This window comes from Psychrobacter maritimus (assembly GCF_029953575.1).
Taxonomy (GTDB): domain Bacteria; phylum Pseudomonadota; class Gammaproteobacteria; order Pseudomonadales; family Moraxellaceae; genus Psychrobacter; species Psychrobacter maritimus.
The window spans coordinates 812051-827786 of sequence record NZ_CP124526.1 but is presented as its reverse complement, the minus strand read 5'-3'; the positions used below and the strand labels follow the sequence as shown (position 1 = coordinate 827786).

The following is a 15736-nucleotide window of genomic DNA, read 5'->3' as shown; positions in this document are numbered from 1 at the left end:
TATCACCACCAAATCGGATCTTCATTCGCTAGCGTCTCTAAAAGCCTTTTACTGGTCTCGACCGTTAACTTATCAGCAGGTAGCTCAGCGATAAATCTTGAAGGCTTATCAAAGTATCCTGAATAGCTTGAGAAGTACTCTGGCGCGGTTAAAAATAATCTGCTCTTAGCACGACTACAAGCAACATAAAACAGCTTACGCTCCTCCTCTAACTCTTCAAAATCACTGAGTGAGTGATAGTGCGGCGTCATACCATCGACGAGGGAGTTGACAAACACAACAGGCCATTCAAGCCCTTTGGCACTATGAATGGTAGAAATGGTGACTTTATCATGACTATCTTCGCCTTTTTCAGGCTCGCCTGCGGTAGCAACTGAATCATTGGGCGGATCAAGGGCAAGATTTTCTAAGAATTTATCGAGGCTGTCATACTCTGTCGCTAAGTTTTTGAGTACACGAAAATCTTCACTACGTTCACGCCAATTCTCTTCAATCGTTTTTAGGACAGGAATATAAAACTCTAAAATCCGCTCAATCACCATTTCGACTGACTCTGCCTGACTGGCTTTGGTCAAAGTCGTATGCAATGATTTAAGCTGTGGGCTTTTCTTCGCAAATGACGGTAATAGTAGCGGCTCGAAAGTGTTGTTGTTAACGTTACTATTCACATTATTATTAACATTGCTATCGGCATTAATTGCTTGGGTCAAGCGCGTCGCCGTTACTGCCCCCACCCCTTTAAACAAGGTTAAAATACGGTGCCATGCAATCGTATCATTTGGGTTATAAAGTATTTTGACAAAGGCCAAGACGTCCTTGATATGGCGTCTTTCAATAAAGCGGATGCCGCCTACGACAATAAAGGGAATATTGCGTTCCATAAATTCAAGCTGGACGTAGTTGGATTGAAAAGACGTGCGGCACAAGACGGCAAAATCTTGATAATCGTAATCCGGTTTTAATTCGATAATTTTATCAGCGATATATCTCGCCTCTTTGGTTTCATCGCTTAAACGGCGAAAAACTGGTTTCGTGCCTTCTATAGATGCCCCCGAGTACAATTGCTTTTGATAGCCTAACGTGATTTGAGCCGATAAAGCATTAATATAATCAAGCACCGCTGGCGTACTGCGATAATTTTGCTCTAGCTTAATCAGTTTTGCTTCGGGATAGCTTTCGCCAAATAATAAGATATTTTCATAATTGGCACCGCGAAAGGCATAAATACTTTGGTTATCATCACCAACAACCATCAGCGACACCGATGTAGGCGCACAGATGAGGTCAATGAGTTCTTTTTGCGGAATATTGGTGTCTTGATATTCATCGACCATGACATAACGATATTGCTTTTGTAGTAGCTGACGAAAGGTGTCATTGTGCTTTAGATGGCGCACCACTTGACTGATGATGTCATCAAAATCGTATAAATGGTTGGCGCGCTTATACTCATGAAAGTCGACGGCCAATTGCTCAATAACAGGAATATGCACGGCAATATCAGGATAACTGCTTTCAATTAAGTCACGAATATGAATGCGCCGATTTCTAGAGGTTGAGAAGATATTTTGCAAGGTTTTTTTGCGCGGAAATGCCTGATTGGTTATTTTGGTCGGATACTTTTTTTCTTTATTAATTAAGTCGATGGCGTCTTCACTGTCGCCGGTATCTAAAATAGTAAAGCGCGGATTGATACCAAGTAGCCCAGAATATTGGCGCAATAACATATTGCAAAATGAGTGAAAAGTGCCGCTAGTGATATCATTTAACGCCTTACCGTTTATGTGACTATTATCATCTAGACGGCTAGCCAGCAAAGTTCTAGCGCGACTTTTAATCTCATTGGCCGCTTTACGGGTAAAGGTCAATAGCAGAATCTCTTTTGGCGCTACACCATTTTCTATCAGGTAGCTGGTTCTATAGGTCAGGGTTTTGGTTTTCCCAGAACCTGCACCGGCGATAACCAACACCTTGCCCTCAGTTGTGGTAGCAGCCAATAACTGATTGGGGTTAAGTTCACTGGCATAATCCACTTGCAACCCTAAATGACTGGCAAGCCGTTGCTCTAATATTTCAGCATCCGCATTTATCAAGTTGGCCTCGAGCTTTTTAATCGCCTGCTCAAGCCGCGTAAGCTTGGGTTTCATGTCAACGAAATTTTGCGGATAATTATAATGGTGGGTAGCAAAAATGGTGGTCATTATTAACAATTGCCTTTGGTATGGTTTATCGTGCTATCTATTGATGACAGCGCAGCAGCATGCATCATCATTTATAGGTAGTAGCTTATCATAATAGGCAAAGCTCTGAGGGTCGTTGATAACGAACATTGATATTAAATGGCGTTATTAAGTATTGTTATTGACCATAAAAATTGAAACAGCAAGCACAACAACCTCACCCATTTTGGCTGAAATTTGCTACAATATGCCCAATTTTGAGTTACTATTTTACGAAGTCTTATACTGACTGATTTTATTAATATATTGAGAGCATGTTATGGGTTTTAATTGCGGCATTGTCGGTCTACCAAACGTGGGTAAATCCACCCTATTTAACGCCTTGACCAAAGCGGGTATCGCCGCTGAAAACTTTCCATTTTGTACCAAAGATCCCAACACGGGTATCGTTCCAGTACCAGATCCACGCCTGAAAAAACTGGCTGATATCGTCAAGCCTGAGCGCGTATTGCCTACGACCATGGAATTTGTTGATATAGCAGGTTTGGTCGCTGGCGCGTCAAAAGGCGAAGGTATGGGCAACCAGTTTTTAGCCAATATTCGCGAGACCGATGCGATTGCTCACGTAGTACGCTGCTTTGATGATGACAACGTCGTCCACGTTGACGGCCGCGTCAGCCCTATCGATGACATCGAAACCATCAATACCGAATTGGCATTGGCAGATTTAGAAGCCGTTGAGCGCGCTATCCACAACTTAAGCAAAAAAGCCAAAGGCGGTGATAAAGACGCCTCTGCTATGCTCGATATTTTCAAAAAAATCGAGCCTTTATTAGCAGAAGGTAAAGCGGCTCGCGCTGCCAATTTAGACAAAGACGAACAAAAACTGATCAGAAGCTATGGACTGATTACCCTAAAGCCAACCATGTATATCGCTAACGTTGCTGAGGATGGTTTTGAGAATAATCCATATCTTGATGCAGTGCGTAACTACGCGACTGGCGAAGATTCTATTGTCATTACGCTATGCAACCAAATCGAATCTGAAATTGCTCAGCTTGATGAAGATGACAAAAAAGACTTCCTAGCTGAAATGGACATGGAAGAGGCTGGCCTTGATCAAGTCATTCGTGGCGGGTATGAGTTGCTTGATATGCAGACTTATTTCACTGCGGGCGTCAAAGAAGTCCGCGCTTGGACAGTTGCTGTTGGTGCAACGGCTCCTGAAGCCGCTGGTGTGATTCATACTGATTTTGAACGTGGCTTTATCCGCGCTGAAGTGATTGCTTATGATGACTTTATCGAATACAACGGTGAAAAAGGCGCAGCTGCTGCCGGTAAATCACGCTTAGAAGGCAAAACCTATATCGTACAAGATGGCGACGTGATGCATTTCCGCTTTAACGTTTAACGTTTAATAAAGCGGATTGCGTGTTACACAGTCTTATTACAGAACAACCAAAAGCCAGCTTCAAAGCTGGCTTTTTTTATTATAATAAAGGGAAGAACGTTAAAATAATTAACCTCTCTAAAAACAACGATAAAATAAAATGATAAAAATAACGGACTATAACCTATGACTGCTTCTGTTAATCAAGTGCTTAATTCCAGTGACCATTGGGCAAAATTATTTAATGCCCAGCGTTTAGGGAGTCATAAAAAAGCCCCTGCCGAGGACAGCGCGCGCTCCTCCTTTCATAAAGATTACGACAGACTGGTGTTTTCACACTCCTTTCGCCAGCTTAACCAAAAAACCCAAGTTCATCCCCTAACCAATCAACTCGGTATTCATACGCGCTTAACGCATTCTCTAGAAGTTTCTTGTATTGGGCGCTCCTTGGGCATTATGGCGGCAGAAAAGCTGCATGATAAATTAGATGGTGGCTTACCAAATGGTGTCGCGCCCGCTGATGTCGGCGTCATTGTGCAAGCAGCTTGCCTTGCCCATGATATCGGCAATCCACCGTTTGGTCATGCCGGAGAGTACGCCATTCGTGACTGGTTTATGCATCCTAACCGTCAAAAATTCTTGCACAACCTAAGTACCAATGAGCAGTTGGATTTGCTGGCTTATGAAGGTAATGCGCAGGGATTTCGCATCCTTGCCCGCAATGAGCACCACCCTGATCTAGGTGGTATGCGCTTGACTTGCGCTACTTTAGGCGCGTTTATGAAATATCCTTGGCTTGCAACCCATAGCAACCCTATTTATCAAGACAGCTCTATTTATCACGACACTTCCATTTATCAAGGCAGTCCCACCACTAACATGCAAAAATTTGGCTGCTTTTATAGTGAGGCAGCTCAATTAGAAGAGTTAGCAGCGTGTTTACATCTGCCGCGCTCCGAGAAGCATGATGGCTTTGCTCGTCATCCGCTGGCTTATTTATTGGAAGCGGCAGACGATATCTGCTATGCGCTGATAGATTTGGAGGATGGCATCAATTTGAATATGCTAAGCTATGCGGAGGTTGCGGCTATTTTTTATGAGCTGATTGGCGAGCGTCCTGATACTCTTAATTTACCCACTCATGTGTCAGTCAGGCAGCATTTGGCATCGCTGCGGGCACGGGCAATGATGCGTTTGGTCAATGCCGTCACCGATGCTTTTGTAGCCAATAGTAACGCTATGCTGGCAGGGACGCTACAAGGCAGCCTGTTTGCCCATTGTGATGCAACTGTGCAAAGCGGCATCATCCAAGCTAAGCAACTGGCGCGTGAAAAAATATTTAATCACCCAAGTAAAGTACGCATGGAGCTGATGGCCAATCAATGCCTGCAGCGCCTGCTCGATGCTTTTATGCCATTGGCTTGGACAAACGAGACCAGCGCTTCTATAACCCAAATGTCCTTTGAGCAGCAGCGTCTGCTAAAATTGCTGCAGCCGCATCTCGATGAGCATCGTCGCGTTTTATCCGATGACACCTATGATAATATGCTCAATGTCTTAGACTTTATAACCGGTATGAATGACCATGAAGCGTATCGATTGGCGCAAGAGCTACAAGGACATTGGGGCACCATTGTTTAAACCGCAAGTTTAAAAAGAAGTCTAGAATTAATTTAAAACCAAGCTTAAAACTTAGTATAAAACCAATTCTAAAAACTGGACAATCAACGATAATCGTCTAATTCATTCGTATTTTCGCAATGAAATGAGTATGATAGACATCTATCAGGTAATTTTGAAATATTATGAGTAGTCGCGAACAAAAGAAACTTCAAACTCGGCACGCTTTTTTTAATGCGGTGCTCGATTTATGTATGACGGGGCAATCTTTTAGCTCAATCAGTCTGAGGCAAGTCACGCGCGAGGTTGGCGTGGTGCCGACCGCCTTTTATCGCCATTTTGATGACATGGAATCGCTCGGTCGTGCCTTGGTTATCGAAGAGTTGGGCGGTACGCTAGCAACTTTAAGTGACAACCTGCAAATTGGTCGCAAACGTAGCTTTGAGCGTCAAATCGCTAAAAGTATCCAGATGTTTTTATATATGGTCAGCGAGCAGCCGTGCTATTGGCAATTTTTAGTCAGTGAACGCTATGGCGGCTCAGAAGCGGTACGCAAAGCCATCAATGAGCTGATTAAAAACCACGGGCAGAGTCTAGCAGACGATTTAGCCCTACAACCTGCTTTTGCCCATATCAATACTTATGACCGTAGATTATTGGCTGAGGCTGGGGTCAATATGTTCTTTTCTTGGATTATTGATTGGCTAGAGCTGACCTATACCGAAGACCATGATGATGAAGTCGACTTGGCAGAGATAGAAAAGAAAAAACAACTGATGCTGCATAATTGCACGCGCCAAGCACAAATGCTGTTTTATGGTGCTTACAATTGGAAATCTACCGAAGAAACCCGTTTAAATGATTAATTAGACTTAATTTTTGCATGCTATTTATTACTAATTATCTATAACCATTAGAAAATTGGCCTAAAAGCCCAAAGTCGCTGCGTCACCACGCGTACCTCTTTGGGCTTTTTATTGTCAGCATTTTGAGCGTTTTTCGCATTACTATCAGCGTTATTAGCATCATTGCTGTTTTTATTACTATTATTATCGCTGCTATTTGCTATTTCACCATCAGCCGCCGCTTTGCTAATAACAATGGTCGCAAAGCGTTGTCTGGCCTGACCACCATCCGCATTATCACTAGCGGTAACAAGCGCCATAAAAGCTTGGCTATCAACCGCTAATAATGGTGTTAACGCTTTGCGCTGCTCTGCTTTTACACTACTTAATATTGGCAACTGCCAGATATCATCAATAGAGCCAAATGCTTGCTTTGCTCGCAGCTCAACGATACTCTGCATTTGCTGACTGCTCGCACCCTCTAACAAAGCGGCCAGCAAAACGGGACTGGCGGTATTGATATTAATGGGTAAATAATACGGCACTGCTGTGATATAGGGACGCAGTGCCGCTAATACTTGCGCATTGATACCCTTCACTTCTGCTAATTGATCGATACTAAGCAACGCTTGATTGGGTAAAATGTTGTCCACGCCGCTATTAGCCTGCTGAGCATAAACCACACTTTCATCACCGCCATCTTGATAGACCTCGCTGTCGGCATCTTGATAATCAAGGACGGCAATGGCGATATCAGACTCTAAATTTAGCTGCGTGAGTAACCTTTGAAAGACGGCCAAGGCGGCAGTATCAACGGCGCCATTATGATATAAATTATTAATATTAAAACGACTGCCCTCATCGCGTAATTCGATGCCGATGCTATGTCCGCCTAGCGTGTAAGGCGGTATTGGCTGCGCCCAAATATCCTGCGCGCTATCGGTATCATTTAATTTAGCATCAGCACGAATCAAGGTAACGGCCAATTGCTGACCTGCATTGATATCTTGTAAGAGCTGGTTTTGGTCAAACAATAAGCCGCTACGCCTAATGGCAATCTTCTGACTGGCCAGCATCGCCCCTGCAACCACAGTAATACTGACCACCAATAGCAAAATAGTCAGCAGCGCAACCCCACGTTGAGAGTTGGCTTTCATAGAGGTTATAGGCATCACTGGCCTCATTTGTGGCTTAGTTGGCATAAACAGTCTCTATCATTGACTAAATGGGGCATTTTCAGTAGCGTTGCCTGAGTTATTATCTGCTACATTGCCATTGGCTGCATTATCGTTATTGGTGCTGTCATTACTGTTGCCGTTATTATTGTTATTACTATCGTTACCATTGCCATTAGGATTGTTAGGAATATTTTTATTGCTGGTATTTGTACTTATATTTGGGATTGGTTGCGGAGTAAGTGCCCATTGCCAAGTAATGGGCATATCCTGATAAGTAAAGTTGAGCACAATCCCTTTTGGCAGTAGCATAATTTCAGAGGGCGCATTGGCTGAATTTGCCGTCGGCGCTGCTAAAGTATTGTTATTGATGTTGCTGCTGTCTTTATTGGGAAATTTGGCACTTAATTCAGGTAAGTAAGCTTGCCAGCGCCCAGCCGTGACGCCTTTAAGCAATACACTATCTAGACTAATGCTGTCACTGCCACCGGCAAGACTGGCATATTGACGACGAATTAAGCGCTCATCAGCAAAAATGTATTCGATATGCTGCACACTCGCGCTGCTTTGATAACGTGGGTCGGGGTCGGCAAAACGCACAAAGCTGATACGTGCGCCGTCTAGAGTCATAAAAGGTTCAGGCGCTGGTGCGTTTCCTTGATTGCTATTGCTGGCGTTGTTATTACTACCATTATTATTTGCGGCATTATTGGTTGTAGCGTTATTGGTTGAGGCATTATTAATTAAAGAATTAGCGTCCTGCGTATCCACTGCCTGATAAGGAATCATTTGGTTCATATCTTGCTGTAACTGCAGATAGGCATATTGCAAAACCGCTAAATTATCCGCATGAAATTGCGCCCGTTCACGCGCACGGTTAACACCATCAAATACTTGCCAGCCTGCAACTGCTAACATGGAAAATATCGCCATCGCAACCATCAACTCTAGCAAAGTGAATCCATGATTTGATTTCATGGATTGCCTCCATTAGGGTTTATTCGGCTCAAATCCAAACTGCCGGCCTCTTGCTCAGCGTTACTTAGCATCACGTTGATATCCGTTACTGCGCTGCGTGTCTGTCCGTCTATAATAGGTGCAACAGTAATATTTACCTGCTTTAATGCAGGTGTGATGGCATCTGTGGCAGTCATTGTCACTTGCCAATCGCGACCTTGGGCATTGATAGTTTGGGTTTTGTTGGCCGTCAGCCATGTATCTTGAATACGCAAATCTGCTGCTGCGTTTTGTGCAACAAACTGCGCTAGCGTACGAGTGCGCAATACATCGACTGAGCTTAAATACGCACTACTAGCTCGGCTCGCGGCAACGGCAACGACCGCCAAAATCGCTAAGGCAACCATGACCTCAATTAGGGTAAAGCCGCGCTCATGCTTTGATAGAGCGGGCTTTAGGTTTGTATAGGTATGTTCGGCCTTATCATTATCTATCATAAGTTAGCGCCCTTGCCCTATCGACATACTGCCATCAGGCATAATCGTAATTACCTCACCCACCAAACGCGAATTATGGCGTACCTCAATCGTTACCGGCGTGGCCTGACCTGTGCCAAACCATAGTACTTGCGGTACGTTTTGGTCGGTAAACCACGGCTGCAGCGCTTGCGTTGGTCCTGTGTTTGACCGGTTACCTGCATCCAAGCTTTGCACGCTTAAGCTCACACCCGTAGGCAGTGCAGGTAAGCTAATTTCTGGCTCAAGCTCCCAGCTTGGTGTGGGTGCTTTATCTGCAGCAGCACCTGACATACTCGTCAAATCCGCTGACAGCTCCATGGCGTTCTTAGGCGTACTGTCTCCACTAGAAGCTATGGAAACCTGAGTTTGATAAGCAACATAAGGATTAGATAGAGTGACAATGACGGGCGTGACTTGACCTTGTTTATCAGCTTGTAAGCTCAAACCCATGGGCTGCATACGCTCAGCGGACAACAATCGTACATAGCTCAATGAATCCGTTAAATGCTCATAAAAAGCACGGTTTTTGCGCGATTCACTACTACCGACCGATAAGCTCATCATGCCAGCAAATATGGATAGAATGACGACCACCACTACTATTTCGACAAGGGTAAAGCCCGCTTGCCCGATGCGGCTGTGCGCGTCAGGAGCGGCTATTGAAGAAATTGAGGAAGTCGGTTTTGACATACAGAAGTCATCTAGAATGGCGTCATTTTATTAGAAATGACACTGAATTGGGTGGTATGAGTATGATGGAGATAAAACGATAGATATGCCCGATTAAAAAAATAAATCTGTACACATGTTAGAAGATAAATTTAACGTGCTGCCATACAGAATATAACAACACGAATTTTATAAAAAATAACTCAATACATTAAAAATATAATAGGAATCTAGTAATTGGTATTACGGTGTTCTTCTGACTCAGTATCGATTTGCTCCACCAATTCTTGCATATCCTCATCCATCACTTCGTCATCGGCGGCTGGATAATGGCTTGGCAACTCAAGCATTTGCTGCACAAAGGCATAACGCAAAGTATCACGGCGACCTAAGTAGCGCTGATAAAAACTTGAGTTTAATAATCCTGCGCCGCCCTGACCCATCGCCCAAATCGAGGACAAATAATCGCGCGTACTTAAGCTACTATGCTGCTCTTGTAAATACGCACTGATAATATCAATCAAACGCTTCATACGCTGACGACGAATATCGTAAAGCTCGCCGAATAAGCGATTCAAACCCGTCACCGATGCCGCCAAACGCTCTTCGATTTGGTTAAGGAGCATGGCTTTTTGTGGATTAAACAGTTGCTGAAAAATCATACGTGCGACGCCTGCTGACGGACAGTCATCAATACGGTTAATCTCAAATAACTGCTCTTCATAACGAATAATAATACGCAGGTAGAGCTCATCTTTACTGGAGAAATGCTTATATAAGGTGCCTTTAGCCAAATCAAGCTGGTCGGCCAAACTGTCCAAAGTGATATCACCATCGCCTGACTCAAGTAGCAATTGCTCTGCCATCGCTAAGATATTCTCTTCTCGTGCCTTGAACTGGTGCTGACGACTCATAATCTCTCCTAAAATCTGACAATATCATGCATATGACCATCATTTACATCGGTATATCGGCAGCGCATGTATAAGTCATACAACGGCTACGCCAATATCACCCAAGGAAATATGCTTATGTTTGCTAAATAGTCATTGATAATCATAAGGTTAAGTTTAGTATTATGAATACTTATAGAACAGAACCAGAAGACTAGCTAATAAATGACTGAGTGGTCATAGCATAACCATTTTAGTGGTACTGTGCCAGTAAATTCTCAAAGTTTTTTGCAGTCATTGCACCTACTTCCTCGCTACTATAGCCGTACATCTCGGCAAGATAGCGTGCCACGTATGGCACGTATGCCGGCTCATTAGGGCGACCACGTTTAGGAACCGGTGCTAAATACGGGCTGTCGGTTTCGATAAGTATTTTATCTTTAGGCATATTTTTTGCAGCATCTTGAATCATTTGTGCACTTTTAAAGCTAACAATGCCTGAGAATGAGATATAAAACCCTAAGTCTAATGCTCGTTTTGCGGTTTCCCAGTCTTCAGTAAAGCAATGAATGATACCGTGTTCAGCGCCTTCCGCTTTTAAGATATCAAGCGTATCTTCTTTAGCATCACGCATATGCACGACTAGAGGTTTCTTCAAGCTTTGGCTGGCATGAATATGACGCGCAAGGCTGGCTTGTTGCTCTTTTTTGTTTTCTGTCGACCAGTAATAATCCAGCCCCGTTTCCCCTATCGCCCATACATGGTCCGCATCAGCGGTTTCTATTAAGCGCTCAACCGTCGCTAATTGTAAGACGCTGATATCTTCACAAGGATGAATACCGACGCTCATGCCAAGATTTAGCGTTTCGTCCCCATAAGTGTTGACGATATTGGCAATCTCATCATATTCAGCGAAATCACACATAATGGCCATCGCACGGGTGACATTGGCTTCTTTCATCGCGGCAATTGCGCCGGACAATTGACCATTATACTTGGTTAAATCTAAACGGTTTAGATGGCAGTGGCTATCAGTAAACATAAACAATCTCGTTAATAAAAATCAATAAGTAGAATTATCTTATAATATGGATTTGGTAATCGTAATAGTATTAATTGCTCTAAATAGCACTGTTTTCAAGGGGTGTTTAACAAACGCCTATACACGTGCTTCTAAACCCTTTTCTCATCAGCGTATATTTTTTAAAGAATACATTTTTTAAAGCGCTTACATTTAAAAGGCAGTTATCAATGCAATTGTCAATGTAACGGCACCACGCGCATCACTTCTTCTATGGTCGTCACTCCTTCACTGATACGCTTTGCCCCAGATAAGCGCAGCGGCTGTACGCCTTCACGGTAAGCTTGTTGTTTAAGTACGTCCAAATTGGCATCAGCGGCGACCAGTTTTTTTAACTCATTTGATAACGGCATGATCTCATACAGACCAACGCGGCCCTGATAGCCGGTATGGCGACAGTGCTCGCAGCCTTTCGCCTGATAAATCTGTGCTGGCACTGGGGCGCGCCAAGGCTGTACCAGTTCTTGCCATTGAATAGCAATCTCACTATCTGCGGTGACATCAACGGCTTGCTTACAATGCGGACATAATGTCCGTAATAGACGCTGTGCCATCACGCCCAATATAGTCGCTGAGGTTAAAAATGGCTGAATACCCAAATCGTGCAGACGGGTAATAGAGCTTGGGGCATCGTTGGTATGTAACGTTGAGAGTACCAAATGTCCCGTCAAAGACGCTTGGACTGCCATATTGGCGGTCTCAGCATCACGAATCTCACCAACCATAATAATGTCTGGGTCTTGACGCATCAAAGAGCGAATACCATCGGCGAAATGTAAATCAACCCCTGGATTGACTTGCATTTGATTAAAGGCGGGCTCAATCATCTCAATCGGATCCTCAATCGTACAGACATTGACTTGTTCTGTGGCAAGTTGCTTGAGCGTACTATATAAAGTCGTGGTTTTACCTGAACCGGTCGGACCGGTAACCAATATAATGCCATTTGGATGCGCGGTCAGCTCATGCCACGTCTCAAGCTGCTTACCCGACAGACTAAGCTGGGCAAATGAGCGCACCAGCACTTCTGGGTCAAATACCCGCATGACAAGCTTTTCACCAAAAGCAGTCGGCATGGTAGAGAGACGCAGTTCGGTCTCTAAGCCTTTGGGCGTACGGGTTTTTAAGCGTCCATCCTGTGGCTTACGTTTTTCTGCGACATTGAGCCTTCCCAAAATTTTAATACGTGCGGTCACCGCCACTATAATGGCGAGTGGCATCTCGTACACGCTATGTAGCACCCCATCAATACGAAAGCGCACCTTGCCTGTTTCGCGGCGTGGTTCTAGATGAATATCACTGGCACGCTGCTCAAAAGCATATTGCAATAGCCAATCGACCACTTTGACAATATGTTGGTCATTGGCATCTGGATTGGTGTTATCGCCCAGCTGCAATAAAGCTTCGACATTGGTGACGTCCGCCGCTGCACGCTTATGTAGGGAGTTCGCGCCTGCAATCGCTTGCGTGACTTGATAAAACTCTTGCCGATAGCGATTGATTTGTTCAGGATTGATAAAGACTGTACGATAGCTTTTTGACTTAATAAGCTTTTCAATATTGCTATGCCAATCGGTATAAAATGGTTGATCAGTACCGATAACCACTTCATCAAGCGTCACTTCAATCGGTAAAATATGCTGCGAGCGCGCATACTCAAACGACATCAGCTGCGTTACCGCCGGTACATCGACCTTTAACGGGTCAATACGCACTAGCGGCATATCTGCTTTGGCAGCCAGCCATTGATTAAGCCATGCCAGCGTTAATTTATTCTCAGAATTACTATCAAGCGCGTGACCATTTGGCAGCCCAAACTCACTAATCGTTAAGAGCGGATGCTGCGCCTTATTACGGCGACTGGTAATGACGAGATTATAGCCGCGCTGATCAATCACCCTATCTGCCAACAATTCATCTAGGCACCAACGTAAATCAATCACTATCGAATATTTTTGAGCAGGCATAGTTTTATTCTTCTATAGTTGCATTTTTCTATGGTTTAGGTCATTTGGTCGGTGGTGATGTTTACTATAACTCTGATATTTACTTTAATTATACTGCGACAATATTCGTTATCTGTAATTCACCCGATTCCAGCAATTGAAAGCTGATATCGACAGATTTATAACGCATGACAAATGACGTATTTATCTCTTTACGCCGATAAGCAGGGCGTGGGTCTTGTGCTATCAACGCTTTGATAGTATCAAGATCAGACCTTAATAACTGTTTTTGAGTTTTATCAATGACTGCTTTGACTGATGATTGCTTACTTTGAGCGTTTGCTTCTACTATATTATCCGCACTTTGATTGGCGATAATTTGCTCAAATTGCTCATAGGCAAACTCAGTAATCGTCACATCCAATAAGTGGGGCGCAGAGGGCGCAAAACCGCTTTGGGCATCAGGCAATGCATCACTATAAGCCACATAAGGCTTGATATCGATGATGGGCGTGCCATCTATCATATCAGCACCGCTAATAATAAGTAACACCCGACCTTCTACAATCTCAATGCGTTCAAGCTCGACCACAGATAACCCGAGCGCGGAAGGTCGATACATACTGCGGCTGGCAAATACGCCTATTTTTTGATTGCCACCCAAGCGCGGCGGGCGAACTTGCGGGCGAAAAGCGCTCTCCACTTTCTCTTTTTGATTATCATCGTTTGAGCTTGCCTGCTTGTCTTTATGCAACTTGTCTTTATATAAATAGTTATGATGAAACTGCCAACTTACCCATATATGGCTAAAATCCTCCAGCCCGATAAATGCTGCTGGCGTATCATATGGCGCGAGCATTTCAATCACGCTGGTGAGTGCCACCAGATTTGGCTGCCTTGGTGCACCAAACTTTTGCGACAGCGGCGCACGGTGGTAGCCAATAATAGGTGAGATATGATGGCTTAAAGGTGCCGTAGTCTGACAAGTCATAAATCCAATCCCAAAAAATAAATGGCTGATAATAAATGGCACGCGCCAATCATAGAAAATTATTCGCTAACGATATTCCATTTTATCATGCTACAGACAGGCAGCCAGACGGATTTTTACTTTAAAGTTTGTTATGATGAGCGAGAAATTTATTGAGAATGGCTTGCATTCATATAGCAGGATTCACAAACCTGTATTCATAGACCTGCATTCATAAAGTACGGCGTCAGCATTTACGGTTATAGGCAGGGCTGTCATTTAGTAAAACCTGACGTCTTATAAAATCTGACAATAATGTTAAAATAACGGTTTTTTGCAGCTTGCATTTGCTGGTCTGACGGAATAAACGCTTTATTTTATTAATACTTTGTATAACGTTAAATCCATTAATATTTTTATCCCAAAAATATTTTAATTGGCGACTACACATTACCACTTACTAACGAGGGCTTTATGTCAAAACTCCGCACCGAAACGGTCACAGAGGTTCATCACTGGAACGATGCATTATTTAGCATCAAAACCACTCGCGACGACGGTTTGCGCTTTCGTAATGGCGAGTTTGCGATGATTGGTATCGTTGTCGATGGTAGACCGCTACTGCGCGCTTACTCGATTGCCAGCCCTAACTACGAAGAGCATTTGGAATTTTTCTCTATTAAAGTACAAGACGGTCCATTAACCTCACGTCTGCAGCATATCAAAGTTGGCGATGAGCTATTGGTCAGTAAAAAGCCGACAGGTACTTTGGTACTGGACGATTTATTACCGGGTAAGCATTTATATATGCTGTCAACAGGTACAGGGCTGGCGCCATTTTTAGCCTTAGCGCGTGACCCTGAAGTTTATGAGCGTTTTGAAAAAATCATTTTGGTACACGGTGTGCGTCAGGTCAAAGACTTAGCTTATCGCGAGATGTTCGAAGAAGAGCTGCCAAATGATGAGATCTTTGGTGAAGATTTCCGTAAAAAGTTCATTTATTACCCTACCGTCACCCGCGAAGAGTTTAGAAATACCGGTCGTATCACTGACCTCATGAAATCAGGCAAGTTCTTTGAAGATATCGGTCTGCCTCCGATGAATAAAGAGGATGACCGCGTTATGATTTGCGGTAGTATGCCGTTTAACGCTGAAGTATCAGCGATTTTAGACGACTTTGGTCTTACTGTTTCTCCACGTATGGGTGTGCAAGCGGATTATGCGGTTGAACGCGCCTTCGTTGGTTAAAAATAAATTTTATCGTAAATAGTATAAATAATTCTTGACGGCTAAAAATAGCCTGCTATAATACGCAGCCTATACAGAGTTAACCCTGTAGCCCAATTCGATAATGTTTTGCAATATAAACTTTATCACCTAACACGCCGGTGTGATGGAATTGGTAGACATGACGGATTCAAAATCCGTTGCCTTTAAAAGCGTGTCGGTTCAAGTCCGACCACCGGTACCATATACGAAACCCTCAAAATCG

General features: G+C 43.7%; 13 protein-coding genes and 1 tRNA gene. 5 read left to right on the top strand and 9 right to left on the bottom strand.

Annotation, left to right across the window (positions count from 1 at the left end):
- Positions 1–2 precede the first annotated feature (2 nt).
- On the bottom strand, positions 3–2204 hold the full coding sequence (locus tag QJS82_RS03545; RefSeq protein ID WP_348651562.1) for an ATP-dependent helicase: 2202 nt from the start codon (positions 2202–2204) through the stop codon (positions 3–5).
- A 295-nt stretch (positions 2205–2499) separates the two neighbouring features.
- Between QJS82_RS03545 and ychF the strand changes: the two genes are divergently transcribed.
- The 3 genes from ychF to QJS82_RS03530 all read left to right on the top strand — a co-directional run bounded on the left by ychF (position 2500) and on the right by QJS82_RS03530 (position 6056).
- Positions 2500–3591: a redox-regulated ATPase YchF gene (ychF, locus tag QJS82_RS03540; protein WP_281491243.1), complete on the top strand. Its 1092-nt coding sequence runs from the start codon at positions 2500–2502 to the stop codon at positions 3589–3591.
- A gap of 165 nt (positions 3592–3756) precedes the next feature.
- Positions 3757–5211, top strand: coding sequence for a deoxyguanosinetriphosphate triphosphohydrolase (locus tag QJS82_RS03535; protein ID WP_281491242.1), 1455 nt, complete (start codon positions 3757–3759; stop codon positions 5209–5211).
- 164 nt (positions 5212–5375) lie between these two features.
- Positions 5376–6056: a TetR family transcriptional regulator gene (locus QJS82_RS03530; protein WP_281491241.1), complete on the top strand. Its 681-nt coding sequence runs from the start codon at positions 5376–5378 to the stop codon at positions 6054–6056.
- A gap of 47 nt (positions 6057–6103) precedes the next feature.
- Here QJS82_RS03530 and gspK read toward each other — a convergent pair whose 3' ends face one another.
- The 8 genes from gspK to QJS82_RS03490 form a co-directional block, all read right to left on the bottom strand.
- Positions 6104–7207, bottom strand: a complete 1104-nt coding sequence (gene gspK / locus QJS82_RS03525; protein ID WP_281491240.1) for a type II secretion system minor pseudopilin GspK — start codon at positions 7205–7207, stop codon at positions 6104–6106.
- Between the two features lie 42 nt (positions 7208–7249).
- On the bottom strand, positions 7250–8188 hold the full coding sequence (locus QJS82_RS03520; RefSeq protein WP_281491239.1) for a type II secretion system protein GspJ: 939 nt from the start codon (positions 8186–8188) through the stop codon (positions 7250–7252).
- Entirely contained in the window at positions 8185–8664 is a 480-nt protein-coding gene (gspI, locus tag QJS82_RS03515) for a type II secretion system minor pseudopilin GspI (protein ID WP_281491238.1), read from the bottom strand. Before gspI ends, QJS82_RS03520 begins: the two co-directional genes overlap by 4 nt.
- A 3-nt stretch (positions 8665–8667) precedes the next feature.
- On the bottom strand, positions 8668–9375 hold the full coding sequence (locus QJS82_RS03510) for a prepilin-type N-terminal cleavage/methylation domain-containing protein (RefSeq protein WP_281491237.1): 708 nt from the start codon (positions 9373–9375) through the stop codon (positions 8668–8670).
- Between the two features lie 209 nt (positions 9376–9584).
- Positions 9585–10268 carry a TetR/AcrR family transcriptional regulator gene (locus tag QJS82_RS03505; protein WP_068405549.1) on the bottom strand — a complete coding sequence of 228 codons (684 nt, stop codon included), beginning with the start codon at positions 10266–10268 and terminating at the stop codon, positions 9585–9587.
- Between the two features lie 232 nt (positions 10269–10500).
- Positions 10501–11289, bottom strand: coding sequence for a TatD family hydrolase (locus tag QJS82_RS03500; protein WP_281491236.1), 789 nt, complete (start codon positions 11287–11289; stop codon positions 10501–10503).
- A 218-nt stretch (positions 11290–11507) separates the two neighbouring features.
- Complete coding sequence (gene tfpB, locus QJS82_RS03495) at positions 11508–13295, bottom strand: type IV pilus assembly ATPase TfpB (RefSeq protein WP_281491235.1); 1788 nt, start codon at positions 13293–13295, stop codon at positions 11508–11510.
- An 88-nt stretch (positions 13296–13383) separates the two neighbouring features.
- The gene (locus QJS82_RS03490; protein ID WP_281491234.1) at positions 13384–14265 is read right to left on the bottom strand and encodes a tRNA (N6-threonylcarbamoyladenosine(37)-N6)-methyltransferase TrmO; all 882 of its coding nucleotides are present in this window, start codon (positions 14263–14265) and stop codon (positions 13384–13386) included.
- Positions 14266–14718: 453 nt separating this feature from the next.
- Between QJS82_RS03490 and QJS82_RS03485 the strand changes: the two genes are divergently transcribed.
- Together QJS82_RS03485 and QJS82_RS03480 are read left to right on the top strand one after the other, a co-directional pair.
- A complete protein-coding gene (locus QJS82_RS03485) occupies positions 14719–15492 on the top strand; it encodes a ferredoxin--NADP reductase (RefSeq protein ID WP_201619500.1) in 774 nt (257 codons plus the stop codon).
- Positions 15493–15628: 136 nt separating this feature from the next.
- Positions 15629–15715: transfer RNA gene (locus QJS82_RS03480), tRNA-Leu, on the top strand.
- Positions 15716–15736 lie beyond the last annotated feature (21 nt).

Coding starts and splice junctions, on each gene's coding strand:
- ychF (WP_281491243.1), top strand. CDS start 2,500: ATGGGTTTTAATTGCGGCATTGTCGGTCTACCAAACGTGGGTAAATCC.
- QJS82_RS03535 (WP_281491242.1), top strand. CDS start 3,757: ATGACTGCTTCTGTTAATCAAGTGCTTAATTCCAGTGACCATTGGGCA.
- QJS82_RS03530 (WP_281491241.1), top strand. CDS start 5,376: ATGAGTAGTCGCGAACAAAAGAAACTTCAAACTCGGCACGCTTTTTTT.
- gspK (WP_281491240.1), bottom strand. CDS start 7,207: ATGCCTATAACCTCTATGAAAGCCAACTCTCAACGTGGGGTTGCGCTG.
- QJS82_RS03520 (WP_281491239.1), bottom strand. CDS start 8,188: ATGAAATCAAATCATGGATTCACTTTGCTAGAGTTGATGGTTGCGATG.
- gspI (WP_281491238.1), bottom strand. CDS start 8,664: ATGATAGATAATGATAAGGCCGAACATACCTATACAAACCTAAAGCCC.
- QJS82_RS03510 (WP_281491237.1), bottom strand. CDS start 9,375: ATGTCAAAACCGACTTCCTCAATTTCTTCAATAGCCGCTCCTGACGCG.
- QJS82_RS03505 (WP_068405549.1), bottom strand. CDS start 10,268: ATGAGTCGTCAGCACCAGTTCAAGGCACGAGAAGAGAATATCTTAGCG.
- QJS82_RS03500 (WP_281491236.1), bottom strand. CDS start 11,289: ATGTTTACTGATAGCCACTGCCATCTAAACCGTTTAGATTTAACCAAG.
- tfpB (WP_281491235.1), bottom strand. CDS start 13,295: ATGCCTGCTCAAAAATATTCGATAGTGATTGATTTACGTTGGTGCCTA.
- QJS82_RS03490 (WP_281491234.1), bottom strand. CDS start 14,265: ATGACTTGTCAGACTACGGCACCTTTAAGCCATCATATCTCACCTATT.
- QJS82_RS03485 (WP_201619500.1), top strand. CDS start 14,719: ATGTCAAAACTCCGCACCGAAACGGTCACAGAGGTTCATCACTGGAAC.